This window comes from Nocardia sp. NPDC003726 (genome assembly GCF_053586955.1).
In genome coordinates, this window is the sequence record NZ_JBSFNF010000002.1 from 170754 (window position 1) to 189531 (window position 18778).

The 18778-nt window shown below is 67.3% G+C and carries 18 protein-coding genes; 8 read left to right on the top strand and 10 right to left on the bottom strand.

What is annotated here, in order from left to right:
* The first annotated feature begins 1 nt into the window (after position 1).
* Together ACWDMM_RS03295 and ACWDMM_RS03300 are read left to right on the top strand one after the other, a co-directional pair.
* Positions 2-1150 (top strand): fatty acid desaturase family protein, encoded by a 1149-nt coding sequence (locus ACWDMM_RS03295; protein WP_357104378.1) that lies wholly within the window; start codon positions 2-4, stop codon positions 1148-1150.
* On the top strand, positions 1151-1468 hold the full coding sequence (locus ACWDMM_RS03300) for a hypothetical protein (RefSeq protein WP_195077454.1): 318 nt from the start codon (positions 1151-1153) through the stop codon (positions 1466-1468). It abuts the gene before it with no gap.
* Here ACWDMM_RS03300 and ACWDMM_RS03305 read toward each other — a convergent pair whose 3' ends face one another.
* Positions 1469-1999 (bottom strand): DUF4254 domain-containing protein, encoded by a 531-nt coding sequence (locus tag ACWDMM_RS03305; RefSeq protein ID WP_195077455.1) that lies wholly within the window; start codon positions 1997-1999, stop codon positions 1469-1471. It abuts the gene before it with no gap.
* A gap of 378 nt (positions 2000-2377) precedes the next feature.
* Here ACWDMM_RS03305 and ACWDMM_RS03310 point away from each other — a divergent pair, with 378 nt between their 5' ends.
* Complete coding sequence (locus ACWDMM_RS03310) at positions 2378-2698, top strand: hypothetical protein (protein WP_195077456.1); 321 nt, start codon at positions 2378-2380, stop codon at positions 2696-2698.
* 45 nt (positions 2699-2743) lie between these two features.
* Here the strand turns inward: ACWDMM_RS03310 and ACWDMM_RS03315 are convergent, their stop codons facing one another.
* The 3 genes from ACWDMM_RS03315 to lpqS all read right to left on the bottom strand — a co-directional run bounded on the left by ACWDMM_RS03315 (position 2744) and on the right by lpqS (position 5671).
* Positions 2744-3982: an MFS transporter gene (locus ACWDMM_RS03315; protein ID WP_449935735.1), complete on the bottom strand. Its 1239-nt coding sequence runs from the start codon at positions 3980-3982 to the stop codon at positions 2744-2746.
* Positions 3979-5031: a PLP-dependent cysteine synthase family protein gene (locus tag ACWDMM_RS03320; RefSeq protein WP_323123957.1), complete on the bottom strand. Its 1053-nt coding sequence runs from the start codon at positions 5029-5031 to the stop codon at positions 3979-3981. The genes ACWDMM_RS03315 and ACWDMM_RS03320 overlap by 4 nt, the downstream gene beginning before the upstream one ends.
* A 223-nt stretch (positions 5032-5254) precedes the next feature.
* Positions 5255-5671, bottom strand: a complete 417-nt coding sequence (lpqS, locus tag ACWDMM_RS03325; RefSeq protein WP_195077459.1) for a putative copper homeostasis (lipo)protein LpqS — start codon at positions 5669-5671, stop codon at positions 5255-5257.
* A gap of 228 nt (positions 5672-5899) precedes the next feature.
* Between lpqS and ACWDMM_RS03330 the strand changes: the two genes are divergently transcribed.
* The gene (locus ACWDMM_RS03330) at positions 5900-6583 is read left to right on the top strand and encodes a DUF4389 domain-containing protein (protein ID WP_195077460.1); all 684 of its coding nucleotides are present in this window, start codon (positions 5900-5902) and stop codon (positions 6581-6583) included.
* 25 nt (positions 6584-6608) lie between these two features.
* Here the strand turns inward: ACWDMM_RS03330 and ACWDMM_RS03335 are convergent, their stop codons facing one another.
* From ACWDMM_RS03335 to ACWDMM_RS03345, 3 genes are read right to left on the bottom strand one after another with little or no spacing between them, the layout of a single operon-like run.
* On the bottom strand, positions 6609-7604 hold the full coding sequence (locus ACWDMM_RS03335; RefSeq protein WP_195077461.1) for an ABC transporter ATP-binding protein: 996 nt from the start codon (positions 7602-7604) through the stop codon (positions 6609-6611).
* Positions 7601-8425, bottom strand: a complete 825-nt coding sequence (locus tag ACWDMM_RS03340) for an ABC transporter permease (RefSeq protein ID WP_195077462.1) — start codon at positions 8423-8425, stop codon at positions 7601-7603. Before ACWDMM_RS03340 ends, ACWDMM_RS03335 begins: the two co-directional genes overlap by 4 nt.
* Positions 8418-9191 carry an ABC transporter permease gene (locus tag ACWDMM_RS03345; RefSeq protein ID WP_357205032.1) on the bottom strand — a complete coding sequence of 258 codons (774 nt, stop codon included), beginning with the start codon at positions 9189-9191 and terminating at the stop codon, positions 8418-8420. The genes ACWDMM_RS03340 and ACWDMM_RS03345 overlap by 8 nt, the downstream gene beginning before the upstream one ends.
* A 227-nt stretch (positions 9192-9418) precedes the next feature.
* Between ACWDMM_RS03345 and ectB the strand changes: the two genes are divergently transcribed.
* Both ectB and ACWDMM_RS03355 read left to right on the top strand, forming a co-directional pair.
* Positions 9419-10675, top strand: coding sequence for a diaminobutyrate--2-oxoglutarate transaminase (gene ectB, locus ACWDMM_RS03350; RefSeq protein WP_357104390.1), 1257 nt, complete (start codon positions 9419-9421; stop codon positions 10673-10675).
* Between the two features lie 146 nt (positions 10676-10821).
* Positions 10822-11220 (top strand): group I truncated hemoglobin, encoded by a 399-nt coding sequence (locus ACWDMM_RS03355; RefSeq protein ID WP_195077901.1) that lies wholly within the window; start codon positions 10822-10824, stop codon positions 11218-11220.
* A gap of 410 nt (positions 11221-11630) precedes the next feature.
* Here the strand turns inward: ACWDMM_RS03355 and ACWDMM_RS03360 are convergent, their stop codons facing one another.
* On the bottom strand, positions 11631-12563 hold the full coding sequence (locus tag ACWDMM_RS03360) for a helix-turn-helix domain-containing protein (RefSeq protein WP_449935739.1): 933 nt from the start codon (positions 12561-12563) through the stop codon (positions 11631-11633).
* 174 nt (positions 12564-12737) lie between these two features.
* Between ACWDMM_RS03360 and ACWDMM_RS03365 the strand changes: the two genes are divergently transcribed.
* Positions 12738-12905: a hypothetical protein gene (locus ACWDMM_RS03365; protein ID WP_449935741.1), complete on the top strand. Its 168-nt coding sequence runs from the start codon at positions 12738-12740 to the stop codon at positions 12903-12905.
* On the top strand, positions 12902-13099 hold the full coding sequence (locus tag ACWDMM_RS03370) for a hypothetical protein (protein ID WP_449935744.1): 198 nt from the start codon (positions 12902-12904) through the stop codon (positions 13097-13099). Before ACWDMM_RS03365 ends, ACWDMM_RS03370 begins: the two co-directional genes overlap by 4 nt.
* A gap of 136 nt (positions 13100-13235) precedes the next feature.
* Here the strand turns inward: ACWDMM_RS03370 and ACWDMM_RS03375 are convergent, their stop codons facing one another.
* Both ACWDMM_RS03375 and ACWDMM_RS03380 read right to left on the bottom strand, forming a co-directional pair.
* Positions 13236-18191, bottom strand: coding sequence for a transglycosylase SLT domain-containing protein (locus ACWDMM_RS03375; protein WP_449935746.1), 4956 nt, complete (start codon positions 18189-18191; stop codon positions 13236-13238).
* A complete protein-coding gene (locus tag ACWDMM_RS03380; RefSeq protein ID WP_449935748.1) occupies positions 18175-18609 on the bottom strand; it encodes a phage terminase small subunit in 435 nt (144 codons plus the stop codon). Before ACWDMM_RS03380 ends, ACWDMM_RS03375 begins: the two co-directional genes overlap by 17 nt.
* Positions 18610-18778 lie beyond the last annotated feature (169 nt).

Below are 18778 nucleotides of genomic sequence, written 5' to 3' on the forward strand. Positions count from 1 at the left end.
CATGACCATCCTGACCGAAACCGAGAACGGACCGCTGGTCCTGAGCCCGGACCAGATCGAAGAGCTCGGCCGCGAACTCGACGAGCTGCGCGCCGCGATCGTCGCCGACCTCGGCGAACGCGACCGGGAATACCTGTACTCGATCATCAAGGCGCAGCGCGGATTCGAGATCGCCGGGCGCGGCCTGATGTACCTGGGCTTCCTTCCGCCCTTCTGGCTGGCCGCGGTGGCGGCGCTGAGTGTGTCGAAGATCCTGGACAACATGGAGATCGGCCACAACGTGATGCACGGCCAGTACGACTGGATGCGTGAGCCGGGCCTGAATTCCCGTGTCTTCGAATGGGACACCGTCTGCCCGGCCGACCAGTGGAAGCACTCGCACAACTATCTGCACCACACCTACACCAACATCCACAACAAGGACCGCGACATCGGCTACTCCATCCTGCGCATGGACGAGGCGCAGGAGTGGAACGTGCTGCGGCTCGGTCAGCCGCTGTACGCCTTCGTGCTCATGATGCTGTTCGAGTGGGGTGTCATGGGCCACGACCTCGAGGTCGAGAACATCCTGGCGGGGAAGAAGAAGTGGCCGGAGGTCAAGCGGCTGCTGCTCGGCCAGTGGCGCAAGGCCGGCAAGCAGGTGCTCAAGGACTACCTGGTGTTCCCCGCGCTGACCGGGCCGCTGTTCTTCCACACCTTGGCCGGTAACGCCACCGCCAACCTGGTGCGCAACGTGTGGGCCTTCGCCATCATCTTCTGCGGTCACTTCCCGGCCGGCGTACAGACGTTCACCGAGGAGGAGACCGCGGACGAGACCCGCGGCGAGTGGTACATCCGGCAGATGCTCGGCTCGGCCAACATCACCGGCAGCAAGCTGTTCCACATCATGTCCGGTAATTTGTCGCATCAGATCGAACACCATCTGTTTCCCGACCTGCCCGCGAGCCGTTATCCGGAGATGGCGCCGACCGTGCGCGCATTGTGTGAGAAGTACGGTTTGCCGTACAACACCGGCCCGCTCGGTAAGCAGATCGGCTCGGTGTGGAAGAAGATTTTCAAGCTGGCACTTCCGCCGCGCTGGGTCGAGAGCGAGCCGTCCCCCGGTGTTATCGTGATGCGTCAGCGAAAGGCGAGCGAAGCGGGCGTGTGAATGATCGGGAAATTCGAGAGCCGCAAGGATCTCATTCAGGAATTGACGTCCTCCGGCGCCAAGCACGTCGGCAATATCGCCAACATCATCACGGGGACCGTCGCCGAGGTCACCAGGGAGATCGGTGAGTGGATCACCGACGCCATCGAGATGAACGAAGCGGCGGCCGCGGCGCGCAGGGACGCGCAGGCGCAGCGGGATCTCGATCGTGACCTCGGTGACGAGGCCGAGGTCACGGTGCCGAAACCGCGGGCGGACGCGACCGAGGCGTTTCTGGACGCCGAGGTGGTCGAGCCCGGGGTGGACGAGCCGCGCTGATCACCACACCGGCAGCCTGCGCCGGTGCTGGAGGACGTCGGTGATCAGATCCTGATACCCGTCGAGCAGCTCGGCCAGCCTGGACCACTGCAGGTGGGCCTCCCCGCCCGCCTGCGCCGGGTGCGGCCCGGTCGTGATCTCCTCGTCCAAAGAGTGACGAGCCGCAACCCATTTGGCCGCGATTCGGTCGACGACCGCGCCGAGTGTCTCGGTATGCAGGGAAGCGCCTTCCCGGTGCTGCACGTTCGCGGCCACCCAGGCGTCGATCCGCCCGATCCATTCGGTGCGGCAGCCGTCGATGTCCTCCACTTGCTGGGTGCACGCCGCGACGCGGGTGCTCGATGCCTCCGGGGCGTGTGCCCGCTCGAGCGCCCGCTGCCGTCGCTCATGGCAGTCGACGAGTTTCCGCGCCGCGTGCAGCACGCTGTGCCGGTGCTGGTTGTCGCCTGGTTCGCGAATCGCGCGAAGGAGTGCGGCGGGCGGCGGAAGCTCTTCGGCTCCGAAACTGCGCTGAGCGTATTCGGTGGGCATGACCTACCTCTGCGACACGACGAATCCTGGATACGCCAGGGCCGAGGGGGATTTCGGGGAGGGGCGCCCCTCGGCTCCGGCGCAGTCCCGCACCCGGCTGCCATCCCACGTTCCACCGGCACGGCAGAGAAACCGGGAATTCCGCGACGATGCGAGAGAAGACGGTCCGAGAAATCAGGACACTTTCCAGGAAAGCGCGGTAGCCGAAGCCGCGCAACACTCTGGTCTGCGAATCCGAAAGCTGCCGGGAAATCGTTATGTTCCGTTACGGATCGGTCAACCGGGCGCCGGCGTTCTCGGAATTGCCGAGCGTATGAGCAGCAACCGATTCGGCGCGAGCGCTGCGCGCCGGTGCGCGATCGGCTAGCCTCGGTATTCGTGCCCGCCTACGTGTCATCGCCGGAGCTGACATTCGGCTTCATGTTCGCGCTGGAAGACCCTGAGCGAATCGCGGAGGTCGTGCGTAACCTGATCGTCCGCAAGACCGTCTCGGTGTTCCGGCTCGCCCGGCTGTCCGACGACGACGGTCCGCCGGAGCGCTACGTGGTCAACTGGGCGGTCATCCCGCAGATCTCGATCACCACCGCCGCGCCGGACGAGGAGGAGTTGCGCACCACCCGCACCATGCTGGTCAACGCCTTTCTCAGTGAGGACGGCGAGGTCAGCCTGTATTCGGCGCAGGCGAGCGGACCGGCCTGAGGCCGGCCGACCCGGATGACGCGCGTCCGGGACGGCCGGAGGCGTTCAGCCGATCGGGACGGGCGCGTCGAGCCGTCCGGACCGGGCGAGCGCGAACAGCCCCGCCGCCGCGACGGCGCCGACGGCGACGAGCGCGGCCCACGACAGTGCACTCATTCCGGCTTCCCTGGTGCGGTCCAGCAGCGTTCCGATGCCGAGATTCCCGAGCAGGATGCCGACGCCGACAATAGTGTTGTACAGGCCGTAGTGGGTCGCCACCAGGCGGTTGCCCGACAGCGCGACCACGGTGTCCATCTCGAACGGAAACACCGCTGCCGCACCGATTCCCAGGACGGCGGCGGTCACCAGCAGTGCGCCGATCGCGGGCCACACACCGATACCGGTGCCGGGGATCAACACCAGCGGAACGAACGCGGACGCGAGTATCGCCATGCCGATCGCGAGGCTGTGCGCGCGGCCCCATCGCCGACCGAACCAGCGGGTGATGCGCAGTTGCCCGGCGATCGCGATCAACCCCGACAGCACGAACACCGCCGTCATCAGCATCGTCGCCGAGTCGGCCGCGATCCGCGCGGCGTGCACGGGTAACGCCAGATAGACCTGGAAGGCGAGGATCGAGGAACTGATCATCGCCCCCGCGAACAGCAGGAACGGGCGGTTGGCCAGCACCACGCGCCAATCGTCCAGCACCGAGGTGGTTTTCGGCTCCGCCTGGTGTTGCGGGAGCGCGCGTAACTGGGCCACGGTCAGCACGCCGAACACCACGGCGGCGCCCGTGGCGGTCGCGCGGAAGTCGACGGCCATCAGCGCGAGCCCCGCGATCGGTCCGAACAGGATGCCGGCCTGGTAGAAGACGTTGAACACGGCGAACGCCTCCACCCGGCGCTCACCCGAGTCCGCGGCCAGATACGCGCGGACCGCGGGGTTGAACAGCGCGCCCGCGAAGCCGGTCGCGGCCGAGGCCACCAGCAGCGCCGGCAGCGTGTCGGCGACCGCGAGCAGCGCGAAACCGGCCGTGCGCAACAGACATCCGGCCACGATGAGCGGTTTGTAGCCGAGCCGGTCGGCCAGCGTGCCGCCGACGAGGAACATGCCCTGCTGGGCGAAGTTGCGGATGCCGAGGACCAGCCCCACCGCCCACGCGGCGAGTCCGAGCGAGGCGGCCAGGTAACCGGCCAGGTAGGGCATCAGCATGTAGAAACCGGTGTTGATGGCGAACTGATTGACCATCAGCATGCGGCTGGGCCGGTTGAAGCCGCGGAAGGTGGTGATCAGGCCGGTCATCGCGTCCGCTCCTTCCCGGCGGCGCCACGGGGATCGACGACCGTCGTGCATCGGGTCCACGAGACCGCGACGGCCTCGCCGGGATGCGCGATACGCCGCGGTGCGGCGGGCGGTGCGACGCCGAGCAGGCCGTGCTCGCGGCAGTAGTCGTCGTTGTACACGGTGTCGAAGTAGCGCAGCGGACCGTCGGGGAAGACCGCGGCGATCCGCGTGGCCGGATCGCCGGTGCGGGCCAGCCAGCCCGCGACCAGGGCGACCGCGCCGACGCTCCAGCCGCCGCTGGCGTGGTGGGTCGCCGCGAGCCTGCGGCAGGCCCACACCGCCTCCGCGGGCGCGACCCAGTGGACCTCGTCGAACGCCGAATAGTCGACGTTGTCCGGATGGATACTCGAACCCAGCCCGCGCATCAGCCGCGGTCCCGCGGGCTGTCCGAAGATCGTGGACGCCACGGTGTCGACGCCGACCAAGCGCAGGTGCGGAAAGTACCGGCGCAGCGTGCGCGTGATACCCGCGGAATGGCCGCCCGTGCCGACCGAACAGACCAGGACGTCGATCCGTCCCAGCTGGGCGACCAGCTCGAGCGCAAGGGACTGGTAGGCGTCGCTGTTGTCGGGGTTGCGGTACTGGTCCGGGCACCACGCCCGAGGTTCGCGCGCCAGCAGTTCGGCGACGCGGTCGCGGCGCGCCTGCTGCCAGCCTCCGGTCGGGTGCGGCTCGGTGACCAGTTCCACCCGCGCGCCGTAGGCCGCGAGCATGCGGTGCATGAGCGGCTCCATCCCGGGATCGGTGACCAGCGTGACCGGGTGGCGGTACACCATGCCGGCCAGCGCCAGGCCCGAACCGAGCGTGCCGCTGGTGGATTCGATGATCGGTGCGCCCGGTGCGAGGTCACCGCGCGCGATGGCGCGCTCGACCATGTGCAGCGCGGGCCGGTCCTTCATCCCGCCGGGGTTGGCGCCCTCCAGTTTGGCCCAGAAGCCGCGGCCGTCCGGTCGCGTCGCGCCGTCGAGCGGTTCGGTGATCCAGAGCACCGGCGTGTTACCCACCATGGTGGCCGGACGCGGACAGCGCTGGGCCGCCGTCAGGAGACTCGCCGGGCTGGCGAGCGGCAACGTCTCGCCTGGAGCCGGATCGGGCACAGCCGGGTTCTGCAGCGCAGAAGTCATGAGGAATCGTCGATTCTGTGCGGTCGCCGTGCGGCGACGGTGTGAGTGCGGGACTTCGCACGAACACCGGCCGGGCCCCGGCAGGCTCCGGCCTGACGCTGACCGATCAGTTCCGATCGATGCCGAATCGAGTGAGTCTGTCTCTGCCCGGATACACCGGGAGGGTCGCGACCGGGGGCGCGCGCACACCGCCCGCGAGCGCGGACACGGGCCTCATGAGCAACACCGACACGGACGCGAGCAGCAACAACAGCAGCAGCGAGACAGCGCGCGGCAGGGCGGCGAGTACCCCATCGGCCGGCACGTGCGGGTCCGGCTCGGCGACGTGCTGATGCCGGTCGGCGAGGATCGCCGGGGAGACGGTGGAGACCATGACCGGCCCGGCGGCTTCGATGTGGGCGTGCGAGGCGACGACGTGGCCGAAGACATGGCACTGGGGCACCGCCATGGCGACCACCCAGACTGTGTACGCGAGTACCACGATCACCCGGATCACCGGTAGTCGCAGCGCGCCGAACGTCACGCCTTCCGATGGTACAAGTCCGTCCGCACCGGGATCGGCGGGTGGGAACGACGATGCGAGTGATATCCGCTGCGGCGCAACGCGGGTCGTTCGCCGAAGACCGTCGTGCACCCCGATTCGTTGGCGTGTCGGTATCAGATGGTGCCGTTCGCGGGCAGCCGGATACGCGACAATCAGGACACCTACTGGTTGTGGCATGGATCACAGCAACCATAAGGAGCGTTGCTCATGGAACTCGAGAAGCCCGCCGCGCCGTCCAGCCCGATTCGTGTTCGAGGCGATCTGGACCCCGCGTTGTCCCGGTGGCTGTGGCTGGTCAAATGGCTACTGGCGATTCCGCACTACGTTGTGCTGTTCTTCCTGCACATCGCGTACGCGGTGCTCACGGTCGTCGCCTTCGTCGCCATCCTGGTCACCGGCAGGTATCCGCGGCGGCTGTTCGACTTCAACGTCGGCGTCATGCGCTGGGGATGGCGGGTGACCTTCTACGCGCTCTCGGTACTCGGCACCGACAAGTACCCGCCGTTCAGCCTGCAACCGAACGCGGAGTACCCGGCCGACTTGGAGATCGACTATCCGGAGACGTTGCACCGCGGCTTGGTGCTGGTGAAGTGGTGGTTGCTCGCCATTCCGCACTATCTGATCGTCGGCGCGGTGGTCAGCGGCGGCATCGCGGTCGCGGGGAGCGATGGTGACGACTGGGGCGGCGCTTCGATCTCGTTGCTGAGCATCCTGCTGATCGTCGCGGTGATCGCGCTGCTGTTCTCGGCGCGCTACCCCCAGGGGCTCTACGACTTCGTGATGGGCGTCAACCGCTGGATCATTCGGGTGCAGGCCTACGCCAGCCTGATGCGGGACGAGTACCCGCCCTTCCGGCTCGACCAAGGCGCTCGCGAGTCCGACCGAACCTGATCGCCACCGAATCCGCCCGCCGAGGTCAGCGGGCGGATTCGTATATCCGCCTGACCACGTCCTCGATCTCGGGTTCTTCGATCGACAGGTCCCGCACTTCGGCGCGGTCGGACACCGCGGCCAGCAATTGCGCGGCCGTGATCCGCTCCGGATCGAAGGCCAGCCGCTGCCGCATGCCGTCGCCTTCGCTGCCGAGCAGCTGGGCCGAGGGCAGATCGTCGAGGTCGGGCGCAGGTTCGGCCAGATCGACCACCAGCACGCGGCGCGCTCCGACGGTGGCCGCCAAGCCGGCCAGCGACCCGTCGTACACCAAACGGCCGTGGTCGACGACGAGCACACGCTCGCAGAGTCTCTCGATGTCGCCCATGTCGTGTGTGGTGAGCAGGAGCGTGGTGCCACGCTCGGCCCGCTCGGCGCGCAGGAATTCGCGCAACCGCTGTTTGGACAGCACGTCCAGGCCGATCGTCGGCTCGTCCAGGATCACCAGCTCGGGTGAATGCAGCAGTGCGGCGGCGACTTCCGCGCGCATGCGCTGGCCCAGCGAGAGTTGGCGCACGGGTGTGTCGAGTGTGTCGGCCATTTCCAGCTGCTCGATCAGTTCGTGCGCGCGCTCGCGCGCGGCGGCGGGCTCCAGCCGGTGGATCGCGGCGAGTATCGAGAACGATTCGCGCAGCGGCAGATCCCACCACAGCTGAGAGCGCTGGCCGAACACGACGCCGATCCGCCCGGCCAGTTCGCGTCGCTGCCGCACCGGGTCCAGCCCGCAGGTGCGCACGGCGCCGGAGGTGGGGACCAGGATGCCGGTGAGCATTTTGATCGTGGTGGACTTGCCCGCACCGTTGGCGCCGATGTAGCCGACGGCGGCGCCCCGCTCGATCCGGACGGTCATCCCGTCGACCGCGGTGAGCGTCTCGCGGCGCCTGCGCCAGCGGCGGCCGTCCTTGCGATACAGAGTGAATTGCCTCGTGAGGCCCTCCATCTCGATGATCGGCTCCTGGCTGCCGAACCGGTCGGTGCTCATCCGCCGCCTCCCTGGTAGTGCCGAGTGCCCGATCGCCACAAACCCAGCGCCAGCAGCCAGACCCACAGCGCCGCCACCGGCGTGAGCCAGGCCAGCCAGGTGGGCAGCAGCGGCGGCCCTGGCAGGTCGAGCAGCGCGAGGGTGGGCAGGTAGGCGGTGAACGAGACCGGGATCGCGAACCCGAACAGCAGTCGCATGGGTGTGGGGAACACCGAGGCGGGTTGCGTCGCGGCGAACGAGCCGCCGTAGGTGAAACTGTTGGTGAGCTCGGAACCGTCGATCAGATAGAACTGCAATCCCGCCGCGCAGACGAATACCCCACCGAACAGCGCGATACCTCCGACGAGCGTAAGTGTCAGCAGCGCGGTGGTTTCCGGGGTCCAGGCGATGTCGTTGCGCGCCGCACCGGCCGCGAGCGCGACGATCGAGACCGAGGCGCGCGCGAACCGGCGCAGGGAGATGTCGCTGGTGATCAGTTGCAGCAGCAGCGGTTGCGGTCGCAGGTGGTATGCGTCGAGCTGGCCCATCCTGATCAGCACCGGCAGCGTGTCGAGATGGCCGAACAGCACTTGGGACAGCGCGAAACTCGTGTTGCTCAGACCGAACAACAGCAGCGCGGCGTCCAGGTCGAGCCCGCCGAGGACACGCGCGGTGCGGAAGATCAGCCACACTTCGGCCAATTCGACCAAGCCGACCAGGAACGCGCTCAAAAGCTCACTGGCGAAGGACAATCGGTAACTGCGCTGCGCCCGGATCCTGGAGCGCAGAACTGCGACATACGGCGTCGACCACGATCCGGAGCGCGCGGTGGCGTCAACCACCCTGCACCTCCAGCCTGCGGCGACCCGCGATCAGCAGCACGCGCCCCGCGATCGCGGTCACCAGCACCCAGAACACCTGGACGCCGACGACCGTCAGCGCCTCCGCGCCGGTGAGCCGCCCCGAGAGCACGTCGATCGGGGATTGCAGCATCGACGGAAAGGGACTGGCCGCCGCGATGGCGCCCAGCCACGACGGGAACATGTGCACCGGCACGAACAGGCCGGCAAGGAACGTGCCGCCGGTGTAGTACAGCACCCGGATGCCACGGGTCTCCACGACCCAGAAGCCGATCAGCACCACGAGGAACCGGCACAGGAACGAAACCACCACGGCGAGCAGGATGCTCACCGCTCCGAGCAGGTAGGGACCCGGCGTGACCGGCATCGCCAGCCCGAAGGTGAGCGTGCCCACCAGCACGCTCGGCACTCCGCGTGGGAGGAAGGTGCAGGCCGCGCGCCCGACATCGTCGGCGAGATAACCGCATTGGATATCGACCGGGCGCAGGAAATCGATCGCGATGTCGCCGTTCTTCACCCGATCGTCCAGTGGCCCCAGCGGCCCCATGAACTGCAGCGCGCCGAGCAGACCCTGGGAGAGCCACACGTAGGCGCCGATGCTGCCCCGGTCGTACCCGCCGAAGTCGCCCGCGGCGTCCACCGCCGCGGCGAGGACGGCCGCGCGGACGAACCCGAACACACAGTTGGTGAACAGCCCCGCGAACATGGCCATCTTGTATTGCCACTGTCTGCGGAATCCGGCGCCCACGAGCGATGCGTAAAGGGCGACGGCGCTGCGAAATCGTTCCTCGACGGCACGCTGTCCGCCCCCCTCCGGTCTGCCGCGCACAAGGAGTCGACTCTACCGGCCCCGCTCGGCCCGGGAAAGGCTTCGACGCGGTTTCGGAGAAAAGGCCACATCGGGATGCCACCGATGTTAGAAACACTCTCACTTCAGATTGTGGAGCGCTCGCGCACGACGAGTAAGGAACGCCGATGACCGTCGCCGAGATGACCGTTTTCGAGGCACTCGAATCGAACGTGCGCGGGTACTGTCGCTGCTGGCCCGCCGTCTTCGACACCGCCAGCGGCGCGTGGTTGCGCGACGAGACCGGCAAGGAGTACCTGGATTTCTTCGCCGGGGCGGGTTCGCTCAACTACGGTCACAACAATCCCGTGCTCAAGCGGGCATTGCTGGACTACATCGCCGGGGACGGCATCACGCACGGGCTGGACATGTCGACCATCGCCAAGCGGCGGTTGCTGGAAGCGTTGCGCGACACCGTCTTCACCCCGCGCGGACTGGACTGGAAAGTCCAGTTCCCCGGGCCGACCGGAGCCAACGCGGTCGAGGCAGCGTTGAAGCTGGCGCGCAAGGTGACCGGGCGGCAGACGGTGCTGAGCTTCACCAACGCTTTCCACGGGATGTCGCTGGGCGCGCTGGCGGTCACCGGGAACGCCGCCAAGCGGTCGGGCGCCGGGGTGCCGCTCGGGCATGCGCTGCCGATGCCCTATGACGGGTATCTCGGTGGCGCCGACGATCTGCTGTGGATGCGTAAGGCGCTGGACGACCCGTCGTCGGGATTGGACAAGCCCGCGGCGGTGATCGTGGAGACGGTGCAGGGTGAAGGCGGCATCAATGTGGCCAGGGCGGAGTGGTTGCGTGGGCTGGCCGAGCTGTGTGCGGCCCGCGGCATCCTGTTGATCGTCGACGACGTGCAGATGGGCTGCGGGCGTACGGGGCCGTTCTTCTCCTTCGAGGCCGCGGGGATCACGCCCGATATCGTGACGTTGTCGAAGTCGATCGGCGGCTACGGTCTGCCTATGGCGTTGGTGCTGCTGCGGCCGGAACTCGATCAGTGGGCGCCGGGAGAGCACAACGGCACATTCCGAGGCAACAACGCGGCGTTCGTCACCGGGCGTGTCGCGCTGGAGCACTATTGGTCGGATTCCGCACTGGAACTCGCGACCGTGGCCAAGGGGGAGCGGATCGCGCAGGCGCTGCGTGCGGTCGTCTCGGCCTTCCCCGGCGTCTCGACACGGGGACGGGGCCTGGTGCACGGCGTCGTGTTCGAGGACACCTCGCTGGCGGAGAAGGTCGGCCGGGCCGCTTTCGATCGGGGCTTGCTGGTGGAGACGTCCGGTTCGATGGACGAGGTGATCAAGTTGATGCCGCCCCTGACGATCGCCGACGACGAGATCGACCACGGCATCGAGCTACTGACGGCAGCGATGGAAGCGGTTTGCCGGTAGAGATTTTCGGGCGTGTTGCGGAAGTATCTCAGCCCGGCCGAAGTGTCGGTGAGGGGCGAGTAATCGCGCCGCGACGAAGGCAAACGAGTCGCGACATCGTACTAATCCGGACGCAACAGTCCGCTGGTGTCCTGGTAGCCATGCGAATGCCCTCCTGGCTCGGGAAGAGCAAGACAACCAGCAGCATCTACGACAAGATCGGCGGTCACGAGGCGCTCGAGATCGTCGTGGAGGATTTCTATACCCGCGTGCTCGCCGACGACGAGCTGGCGGGCTTCTTCACCGGCACGAACATGTCGCGGTTGAAGGGAAAACAGGTCGAGTTCTTCGCCGCCGCTCTGGGCGGGCCCATCCCGTACACCGGCGCTCCGATGAAGCAGGTCCACCAGGGCCGTGGCATCACCATGCACCACTTCGGCCTGGTGGCGGGTCATCTGGAGGCGTCGCTCACCGCCGCCGGGGTGCCCGCCGATCTGGTTGCCGAGATCCTGGGCGCGATCGCACCGCTGGCCGACGACATCACCTCGTCGCCCGCGAAGATTTGACGGCCGTCCCGCCGGGCGCCGAGCGCTGGCCTCGATCGCGCCGAGACCGGCAGACGCGGGGTGGCCACGCCCGCAACCGGCTCGCAAGTTTCGCGACGACTTCGGCGGGATCCGTGCGGCACGCGCCGTCCGGAGCACATACGGGCGAAAGTTTCGCGTGTTTGAGCCTCGCGCGTCCTGGGTAATAGGACTGGAGACCCACAGCTATAGCTGCGGGTCTCCAGTGTGCTGCGCCCCCGGCAGGAATCGAACCTGCGACCTAGGGATTAGAAGATGGCACACCCGATCGGTTCCTGACGATTCGCGAATATGCTGCTACGCAACAAGTTCGGCGGTTGCATAATGCCTAGGAATTCCTGACGGTTCTGATCGGCTCTCTCACATTTTCGGTGAGTAAACGATGGGCCGAATCAATGCGGCACATCGTCGTCTCCGGTCGCTGCTCGTCGCCACTTCGCCGCCCATTCAGCCTTGGCGTGATCCTCCGGCATCGACTGGAGCGACTGCGCCACGACTTCACGGCTGCGTTCGGCCTCACCGAGAGTGCGAAGCACCCGGGCGCGTTGCAGGCCGAAGAATCCCGGCGTGTACCAATACCCGGCGTCCGGCGGTGTCTCACCTGCGGCCGCGTCCGCCTCCGAATCGGCGAGCAGAAGGGCGTGCTCGGCGCCGTGCCGATCGCCCGCCACCGCGAGCACGCGAGCGTGCTGATAGCGCTCGTACACGCGAATCAGGGGGTGCAAACGAGGCACGGACAGCACGGCGTCGACCAGCTGTGCCGCTTCGTCGAGTTGACCACGCTCGAGGCGTACGTACGCGCTGAAGCTGAGCCCATGCGCGAGCTGGTCGCTACCGCCGGCATGTTCGGCGAGAGCGATGGACCGGTCCAGGCTGCGCAGGGAGGCTTTACCGGCGCCCGTCGCGTGCTCGAGCCAGCCGCGATATTGGGTGACCTCGCTCGCCAGCGCCGCGGCCCGGGAGGCGTGACGCGCGCGAGCCTGGTCCGCGAACTGCTCGGCCATTGCCGACATACCTTGTACGACTGCGACAACCGCAGCCGGTCCAGCTGCGTCCTCGAGGCGTCGCGTTGCCGACAGCATGACCGCGACGTCATCCAGGCTGCTCGAATCGACCTTCGCGGGAGAGTCCGAGACTGCCGACAGCCGCTCGAGATCCGTACCCAGCGTCCGCTCGTAGGCGCAGACAACCTCATGCGAAGCAGGCCGTTTCCCGGACTCGATGAGGCTCAAGTAGGCCGGGGAGTAGTTCGTCATCTGTGCCATCGAGCGCAGCGACACCCCTGCCGATTTGCGCGCCGTGCGCAGTAGCGCCCCCTGGTCCATCTCCCCACGGTAGCGATGGAAAACAGGTGTCAACACGGCAACGGGGTCACAACTGGGTGAACCGGCTGAAACTGAGATCAGCACCCGGCACCGGGTCGACGCCGCCCCCCGAAGCGGTAGTCCTCGGTGCCGGGTGTACCCAACCCACGCCACACTGCGCCGAAGGGTCACCGTATGACCACAGAGCTTGCAACCGTCCTCATCGTCATGGCCGCCGTGGGCGGACTGCTGATCCTGCTGTTCTGGGTCCTGCCGTGGCTACTCGAGCTTGGCGGCGATCCCGACGAGCGGGTGCCGTTCCGTGAGGTCATGGATCGCATCGAGAGCGAGGACAAGCGGTGACGACTCGACGTTCCTGGGTGCAGGACTATTGCGAGGACGGGAACATGCCCGCGGACGAGAAGCACGCGCGCGGCCTGCTGAAGATCCACGCGAGTTGCACACCGCCGTGCCCGCGGAAGGTGTCCGCGCAGCGGTATCTCCGGGAGCGCAGCGAGGGCAACGGAGGCAAGGACGCGACGATCGGGGGCGACTAGCCCTACCTGTTACGTCACGTGATGGAATCCATGGTTCCCATCCCCGGGGGTACTCACATCCGAGTACCCCCGGTTTCGTCGTGAGAGGGAGTTGCACTCCCTGCCAAGCTATCCGGGGGACTCGATGTCCCTGAGTTCATATCAGCGCCGCCGCCAGGCCGATGGATTTCTTCTGTGCGCTGCGCTCGGCGAGGTCGACCAGGTCGCCGACGTCGGCGACGCGCGGCTCGACGATGGTGGTCGAGAAGTTGTGTCCAGCGGTAGCGGCCGCCGTGGGCCTGGTGAAGCTGTCGGAGCCGACTCGCACGGGCGACCAGGCGGAGGAGTTGATGGCTTCCAGTAGCGGTGCGTTCCGGGCGGCGTCGTAGGCGTTGACGATGAACTCGCCGGGAGACACGCGCGCCCGAATCCCATCGCCCCTGGACCCGCCCGGACCATCGACCCAACCGCCATCCGCGTAGCCGTGGCCCTGCCCCCACATGGTGGACAGGTTGTTGCCGTAGCGGGCGCGGTAGTAGCGCAGTGCCGCAGCCATGTTCGCCGCCGGGTTGGTGCGGTCGTTAGGCAAGCTCGGGTCCCGGTATTGGGCGAAGGTGCTGGGGATAACCTGCAGCAGCCCCACGGCTTCGTTGCCGCCCGAGTTGACATCCTGGACTTGCTGCACGATCGAGGGGTTTCCTCCGCTCTCGGACTGGATTTGGGCCAGCATGATGTCGACCTGAGCCGGGTTGAACCCCTCTCGAATGAGCATCTGCGTGGCCAGACCACGCCACTGCTCAGCGCCCGACCCGGGCTGATAGCGGGGCGTGGGCGCCCGCAGTGTCAGCGTGGTCGTGCCGAGGTCGGGGTTGACCTGGTAGCCGCTCTGATCCGAGCCGGGAACCAGTGTCTGCAGGCTGGGGTCATTCACCGTCGCCGACGATTGCGGGGTGACGGTCGTAGCCATCGACGGCAGGTTCTTCGGCTGGTAGGAGTAGCCCCCTCCGAGGGCTCCGCCCCTCTGGCTGTAGAAGTTCACCGTGGTGTTGAGCGCACGGTTGTAGGGGTTGGAGTCGCTGAAGATGCTGTTCTCCAAGCCGAAGAAGCTCAGGAACCCTTGGGCGAGGATGCCTGCGGCTTTCGACGCGATGCCCGGCAGGCTGAGGCTCGCGGTGTCGCCTGCGCGTGACTGCAAGGTCGACTCGCGTGCGTTCTGCGCCTGCTGGTACTTCAGGTCCGCGGCCTGCTTGTCCCGGTCGGTGGAGTTCGGATTCGCGTAGACCGCGTTGCGCTCGCTGTTGGCCGCGTCGATCGCGGCCTCGGCCTGCAACTGCTGAATCTGCTGATCACTCATCCGGCCGGGCAAGGGAGCCTGCGGATACGTCACCGACGACGAAGTAACGCCCGAGCTGTCTCCGGTGCCGATACCGCCGACGCCGCTTGTGCTGGGGCCAGCTCCCATGGGCAGGTTCGCGTGCTGGTTGAACAGGGAGTTGTTCGCGCCGATCGCGGCACCGCCGTACATCACGGTTCCCGTGGCACCGCCGGATTCGACGTTCACCCCGGAAGGCAGCGTGCCCGCGGTGTGGCCGCCCGCCGGCATGCTCGGATCGTTGACCCAACCGACCCGGAACGAACCCGCTCCACCGATGCCGTTCTGGAAGCCATGCGCGGCAAGCCATTCGCCTTCATTGGCGGTGGACATGCGGCCCGCATTCGAAGGCAGGCCGGTCGCGATGTTGGCGAGCTGGGAGATGAAGCCGGAGCAGTCATCCGCCCCGCCGTACGGCGCACCCGAACGGCTGCGAGCGTACTCGTCGAGCAGCTGCGCGGGAGGCTTACCCGAGGCGCCGATCTCCCCGCCGTCGGCGTAACCGGGCACCTGGCCGCGAGCCAGCGCAGCCCGGAACCGGTACACACCGGCTTGGCCGCCGAGGCGCTCGACGTCGGCCGTGGTGAGCACATGTTCGCCCGGCATGCCCAGGATCGGAACGGAGTCCTTGCCCGGAATGCCGCCTTCGATTGGGCCGCCGTCGGCGCGAGTCCACCGCTTGTCGATGTTGTCGACATCCTGATTGAGCGCGCGGACCGCTTCGCTTTTCAGGTCCAGGTGCTCGAAGTCCCATTTCACTTGCACGTTCGCCGTGTACGGCGCGTTGGTGACCTGGGAGATATCGGCCTTCGCCCGCTCGGTGTCGGCCGTGATCGTCAGCGTGCCATCAAGGTTGTTGTGGACCTCGTACTTCAGATCCTTCAGCCGCTGGATGTTCTCCGGCGTGGTGTCCTTGATGACAACGGTCTTGCCGTCCGGAACCTGCTGAACCGACAGACCCATCTCCTGGAAGCGCTTGCTCGCCTCCCCGGTCAGCTGGAACGTGCCCTCGAGGGCACGCGTCATCTGCTGCTGCCGCTCGCCCGCCGTCCCGACTTCGGTCGAGTAGCCGTTCATCTTCCCGCCGAGCGTGGCGGCGGACTCGCCCACATCATCGAGTTCGTTCTTCAGATTCGCGAGGTCGGGCAGCGCCTTGTCCCGGTTGCTGCTACCGAGCGCATCGTTGTACTTCTTCACCGCGTCGGCGTACTTCTGCACGGCCTCGGGGACGCCTTGCAGCGCGGCCGCGATGTCGCGATCGTTGAGCCCTGCGCTCTGGAACCAGCCACGGGTGATGCCCGTGTACGCCTTGTCCCGGCCAAGGGACTCCACAATGGTCTGCGTCAATTGCTGGTTGATGGCGTTTTTGTCGGCGTCGGCTTGGCCGGTCGAGGCTCGCAGGAACCGTTGCGGGTTGATGCCGAAGGACTCCGCCCGGGTGAGGAAGCCTTGCTGCTGCAACTCCGACGCGGCCTGCTCGAGGGTCTGACGGGTGACCTTGCCCGTGGTCTTGTCGAGAGTGTTCTGCAACGCCAGTTCGTGCTCGCGCTGCTCATCCGCCGCGCGGGCCGCCTCCTGGTGCTTGTTGATGAGGTAGGTCAGACCAGCGCCGGCGCCGATCGCCAGCGCCGCGACGCCGAGCGGTCCGGCTACGCCGAGCAGGCCACCGAGACCGGCGATCGCGCCACCCGCGCCGTTGGGACCCGTGGCGCCCGACAGACCGGACCGGAAGTTGCGGACAGCATCGCCAGCGTTGTTGATGCCCGCGCGCACCAGGTCGAATATCGGGCCGATCGTCTTGAATGCGAGGTAGGCCACGACGACGTCACGCACCAGGCCCGGATGTGCGGCCAGGAGGTCCGCTGCCGCACGGAGGAACGGCATCGCGATACCCGACCAGGTTTGGAAGCCCTCGAAGACACCACGCAGGATCGGCGGCAGATCCCCCAGGACCGGCAGCATCCGCTCGAAGCTCTCGCGCGCCATGGTGAAGAAGTCGCGCAACTCCTTCTGTCCCTCGGTGGATTTGAGGAACTTCGACATGCGTTCGGTGAGGTCGTCGAGCTTGCGCAGCGTGGCCCCGTCATCGCCCGCAGCACGGAATACCGACGCGATCGAAGAACCGATGTGCGCGGTGATGGATGCCAGTTCCTTGCCCGCGTCGATGCCGTCCTGGATCCACTTCTTCAGCGACCCATCCCCGGCGGTGCGCTGGATGAGGTTGTTGAATCGCTCACCAGCGTTGGCGACGGCGTCGCCCATCTTCGGCAGGAACTCCGAACCGACGGTCACCAACTTGGTGAGGGCGTTGGTCCAGGCGTCCGAGCCGCGGGCCGCGTTCTGGAATGCCCGCGTCGTGTTGTCCAGCGAGGTCTTGAAATCGACTTTGTTCGTCTCGGAGGACAAGGCGGCGAGGGAGGAACGGATTCCGGTATTGATCGCGGCGTTGATCCCCGTCATGCCCGCGCGCAGGTTCGGCAACTGCTGGTCGGCGAGGTGGGTCACCGCGGCGCCCATGCCGTTGGTCAGGGCGTCCTGCGATTCCTTGCGGGCCTCGCTCCACGCTGGGCCCAGCGCGCGCACGTCCTGCACGAGCTGCCGGGCGTTCGGCGACAGCTTCGCCATGGCCTCATCCGCTTTGGACTGTGCGGCCGAACCTTTGCCCGCATCCTCCCGGACCTTCGCCAACTCCCGTTCGGCCACTGTCTGGGCGTGGGTGGCGTCGGACGCCTTCTGCTTGGCGTCGACAACCTGCCTCGAGCCCTCGACACCGCGGGCGTTGGCCTCAGCGGTGTCCTGAGCCAGGTCCTGGGTGCGGACCTGCTGCTCCCGAAGCCGCTGCACCGCCTGCTCATACCCGAGCTGGGCGCGGCGGCGGGTAATCGAGTCCGCGAAGGGGTCGAACTGGACTTGCGCAAGCCGCTTGGCAGCCTCATCGACGCCGATCGCCGCATCCTCGGCTGCCAGCTTCTGGTCGTCGAGCTCGAAGTTCATGTCGCGGATCGACCGCGACGCATCCCGGTAGGCGGTGTTGAGGTCACGCAGGCTGTCGAGGTGCGACCGATCGGCCTGCTGCGCGCGATATTCGGCGTCGGCGACAGCATCGAGGCGGTCGCGATGCTCCCGCGCGGAGTCGCCTGCCTCCTTGGACGCGGCCGCCTGCGCCTTGAATGCCGCGGAGATCCCGCTCAGACCGGTAGCCACCGACCCGGCGCCGGCCAGCCCGGCGAATCCGATAGCGGGGATCAGGGCAACGGTGTTCGCGACCTTGGACGCAGCCTGCGCGATGGCGAGCAGTTCGGCGATGGCGCCCGCCGCGCCGACGACACCGAGCACCCTCAGGTTGATCGTCGCGGCATCACGCAGGCCATCCAGCGCCTTGCCGAGGTCCTGCCGGATCTCGCGCGCTGTCCTGGTGGCCTGGGAGCGGACGCGGCTGGTGCTGTCCCGGTCGATCTCCGTGCGAATGACGAGCGGATCCCGCGCGGCAGCGCGCAGCCCTGCCAGTTCCGCCGCGGCGACCCGGGTGTCGGCACTCACCCGGAAGGTTTGGTTCTCGCGGGCGATGCGCTGAAGGTTCTCGATCTCGGCCGCGGCAACACGAGTGTCGGCGCCGATGTGGATATCGAGGTTGAAGTCGTAGCGCGACAGCTCGGTACGCGTCTCTTCCACGAACCCACGGAAGGAGGGGCGGACCTTGATGCTTGCCGTACCCGCCGAGTACTCAACCAACTGGACCACCCCTCAGCCTCGGGTCCCACTGCGCCGCGCGCCGGCGTTCGGTGCGCTCGACGGCCGCCTCGGCGCGGGATACCTCCCACTGCAACGTTCTCCGTGACATCGGCGTGAGACCGCATTCACGCAGCAGCAGGCGGACTTCCGTCGCGGCCGTGGTGCGCGGCGTCGAGGCGACATCATCGCCCCACACCAACTGCATGAGCCGGGCCGCCATCACGAGCGTGTGCCGATCGGACTCGGTCCACTCCGGGACCATCGGCGACGACCAGGCGTCGGTCCACCAATCCAGCACGGCCGGATGCCAATCGCAGTAGTCCGGCAGCTCAGGAACCACCGGACTCTCGACTGGATACAGGATCGCCCGCGCGGCATGACTGCGATGACCTCGGCGAAGGCTTGGATGCTTAGGCAATGGAGGCATACCAGACCCCCTCCGTACGGCCGGTCCGCGAAACCCCCTGATGCGGGCGGATCGGAATGTGCAGAGCGCCCCGATGCCTGGCGGAGCCGGGGGAGGGGGTCCCTGGGGATGGGTACTTCGGGTTGCTGGCGTCGGCAACCTTGGTGACCTGGTCGCGGTTGGTCCTGGG